The organism is Xylanibacillus composti, from assembly GCF_018403685.1.
Lineage (GTDB): Bacteria > Bacillota > Bacilli > Paenibacillales > K13 > Xylanibacillus > Xylanibacillus composti.
In genome coordinates this window covers 1-2,974 of sequence record NZ_BOVK01000113.1, presented here as the reverse complement: position 1 = coordinate 2,974, position 2,974 = coordinate 1, and the positions used below count along the sequence as shown (strand labels likewise).

General features: G+C 38.3%; 4 protein-coding genes and 1 pseudogene. 4 read left to right on the top strand and 1 reads right to left on the bottom strand.

Annotated features, from left to right (window positions below; all coding sequences use genetic code 11):
• Positions 1–316: 316 nt before the first annotated feature.
• Complete coding sequence (locus XYCOK13_RS21745) at positions 317–541, top strand: hypothetical protein (protein WP_213414354.1); 225 nt, start codon at positions 317–319, stop codon at positions 539–541.
• 541 nt (positions 542–1,082) lie between these two features.
• Complete coding sequence (locus XYCOK13_RS21740) at positions 1,083–1,541, top strand: GNAT family N-acetyltransferase (RefSeq protein WP_213414355.1); 459 nt, start codon at positions 1,083–1,085, stop codon at positions 1,539–1,541.
• 174 nt (positions 1,542–1,715) lie between these two features.
• Here the strand turns inward: XYCOK13_RS21740 and XYCOK13_RS21735 are convergent, their stop codons facing one another.
• Positions 1,716–1,994, bottom strand: a complete 279-nt coding sequence (locus XYCOK13_RS21735; RefSeq protein ID WP_213414353.1) for a hypothetical protein — start codon at positions 1,992–1,994, stop codon at positions 1,716–1,718.
• Between the two features lie 154 nt (positions 1,995–2,148).
• On the opposite strand from XYCOK13_RS21735, the gene XYCOK13_RS21730 reads away from it, so the two are divergent.
• Together XYCOK13_RS21730 and XYCOK13_RS21725 are read left to right on the top strand one after the other, a co-directional pair.
• Entirely contained in the window at positions 2,149–2,364 is a 216-nt protein-coding gene (locus tag XYCOK13_RS21730) for a helix-turn-helix domain-containing protein (RefSeq protein WP_213414352.1), read from the top strand.
• Positions 2,365–2,655: 291 nt separating this feature from the next.
• Positions 2,656–2,974 (top strand): annotated as a pseudogene (locus XYCOK13_RS21725) (DinB family protein); the annotation flags it as partial.

Genomic DNA, 2,974 nt, shown 5'->3' with positions numbered 1-2,974 from the left:
AATTATTGTTGAGAGAGAACTCGAAGAAGGCACAAACATCCGATAACAATGCATTCACGCTTCGGTTTCGGTCAATCTAAAATCGATTGACCTCGATACATCCTCGGTCGCCAAGGGGGATTACGGGGGAGTGGAATCAGGCGACAACCCTGCACCGACTAACCGCATCGCGGCCGGCAGCAAGCTGCCGTAAGTCGGTGGGACGTCGTGAACACGGAAACGTTATAGGAAATAGTCGAAAACCAATGATTACATGAAGAACGGTTGGATATAATGTATGGTTAAGATATAATCAAAACAAAGGAGGGACGATGAAATGAGTGTTCCTAAAGATGAATTAGAAAAGATCATAAATAGACTTAATGATAATAACAAGGTTGTCGCCAAAAGTTTCCTTTCTTGGCTTTTGGAGAAGCAAATGGATAGTGAAGATGATCAGTTGACTCCTGATGACATAAATGCTCTGGAACAAGCACGGAAGGAGTTTCAGGCTGGAGAAACAACGTCACTGGAGGACTTAAAACGTGAACTTGAATTATAAACTGGAATTTTCGAATGAATCGAAGAAGTACTTGAAAAAACTTGATTAACCGACTGCTAGACGAATACTCGAAGCTGTAGAATCCATCAAAGAATCACCACGGCAATTCTCGAGTATAAAAAAGATGCAGGGTTATGATGCTGAAGTATATTGATTGAGAGTCGGAACTTATCGAGTCATATAAGAGATTGTTGATGATAAACTTATAATCTTTATTGTTAGGATAGGTCCTCGTGGGGATATTTACAAATGAATAATACTAACACATGAACCTTGATGCAAATATGATGTCAGGGTATTTTTGTGGTTAATTCGAAGAGGTCGACTACTTCCTATAACAATGCATTCACGCAGCGGGCCTCTCCGAGTCCCTTGGTCGCCAAGAGGGATTTCGGAGGAGCAGATTCAGGAGATAACCCTGCACCGACTAAGATAGGAGCTATCTAGGTCGGTAAGGGTTCGTGAATGCAAGAACGTTATACATAATCACTGCAATAAGAATAAGCAAACAAACTAAGGAGCGCTACGCTTGTTTTAATTTATAAAATTTCCCCTTAATCTTGTAGGGATCGAAGAAAAAATAATTAATACCACACCATTCTTCAATTTAATATCTAAAGGTAAAGAACATATACCGCAGGAAGAGATTGAAGAAGAACTCCGGCAATCGAAGAGTATTGGTGCAGAGAGATTTATTCTTTATAAAGATCAGGTTTACGTAGGAATTATTGAATACTTGCTTCATAATCATGGTGATCAATGTACTTGGCTAGGATTGCTACTGATAAGGAATGATTTACAGTCAATGGGCTACGGAAGCGAAGTACTTAGACAGTTTGAAGAACTCATGACTAGCAAAGAAATTAAAAAGTATCGAATTGGAGTAATAGTAGATAATGAACCTGCACACCGATTTTGGAATAAGCAAGGATTTGTAAGAGTTGCTTCTTCAATTAATGGTGACAATAAAGAGATAGTAATCTATGAAAAGACAATTTGAAATTGTTTCGAAGATGGCAGTATCTACGTATAACACAGCATTCATGCATCGGGCTGACGCCCTCGATCGTAGACGTGGTTTCAAAGAAGTGATTGCTGCGACAATCTCCTTCGAAGGTTCGTGAATGCAAGAACGTTATCTGAAATCGAGGCAATATGTGAAACCCGAAAGAATTCATTTGTCTGATATTAATAATTGCGATAAGCCAAAGCCGTCTTTTATTGCTTGGAGATAGATGAAGTCAAGTGAAAGACTATGAAGTTGGTTCATTTTTTCTTCGTATTCAAAAAGTGTGGGCTTTATATGCTCTGGAAGATGGCACCTAAGTGTATTAAATTGCTCAATACACTGCTCAGATAGAGATGAGTATTCCTTGGAACTAATCATTTGATTACATAGATACATTGTTCGATCAGATGAAATTTGTTGAAAGACTCTTTCTATATGCTTCACTTGAAACCAACCTCCCAGTAACTTTATAAGGTAATTATATAACTCTATAGAGTTAATGTAAAGCGAATAATTAACTTTTAGAAGGGATTTGTTAGAGTGAATGTTGAAATACTTAACTTTGGGAAGTAAGATCATAGCTACGGAGGGTTGATGGATGATTACATGCAATTTAAGAAGGTTAATGGCAGATCGTCGTATAGATGATATCACTGAACTTATGCGATTATCTGGTCTGAGTCGAAATTCAATAAATAAGTTGTATCGAGAAGAGAATATTGAGACAACAAAGCTGGAAACGTTGATTAGACTATGTGATACTTTCCAATGTAACTTATCGGATTTGATCGAATATAAGGCAGATACAAAATAAGGAGCATAGTTAACATGCCTCAATTTCAGTAATTGTATAAGGTTGAGGCATATTATGTTTTGAAGGTAATGGTATTGATGGCCTCGACATCAAATAACAATGTGTTCGCGCATCGGCAGTCAAGCTGCCTCGGTCCTTGAAGATAAGTCGGAGAAGTAAATACCAGGACACATCCGCACCACCAAACCGCATTGCGGCCACTCACTACGTTCGCTTAAGGTGGTGGAACGTCGTGAACACGGGAACGTTATCTGAAATTTATGCAAATGACAAATAGTAGGTGATTCAAAGATGAACGAGGAATCAAGATTATTCATAATCATCTCCAAACATCGAATGGTCAGTCACTACCTCCCTAAGTTTCAATCATGTTTAGGAGTATTGTCTGACCATTTATTATGGTTAGAGGAAAGTGAAAACCAAAATAGTATCGGAGGAATCATCTTACATGTTCTCGAACATATAAGAAGGAACATGGAAAGATATTTAGATCCAGGGGTCAAGTTTACCAGTGGAATTGAGAAGCTTTTTCCGAATGATTCATTTGGACCTGATGAGTTGAAGGAGAGAGCATACGAAGTATTCCAGTATTGGCAAAAAGCTTTGGATG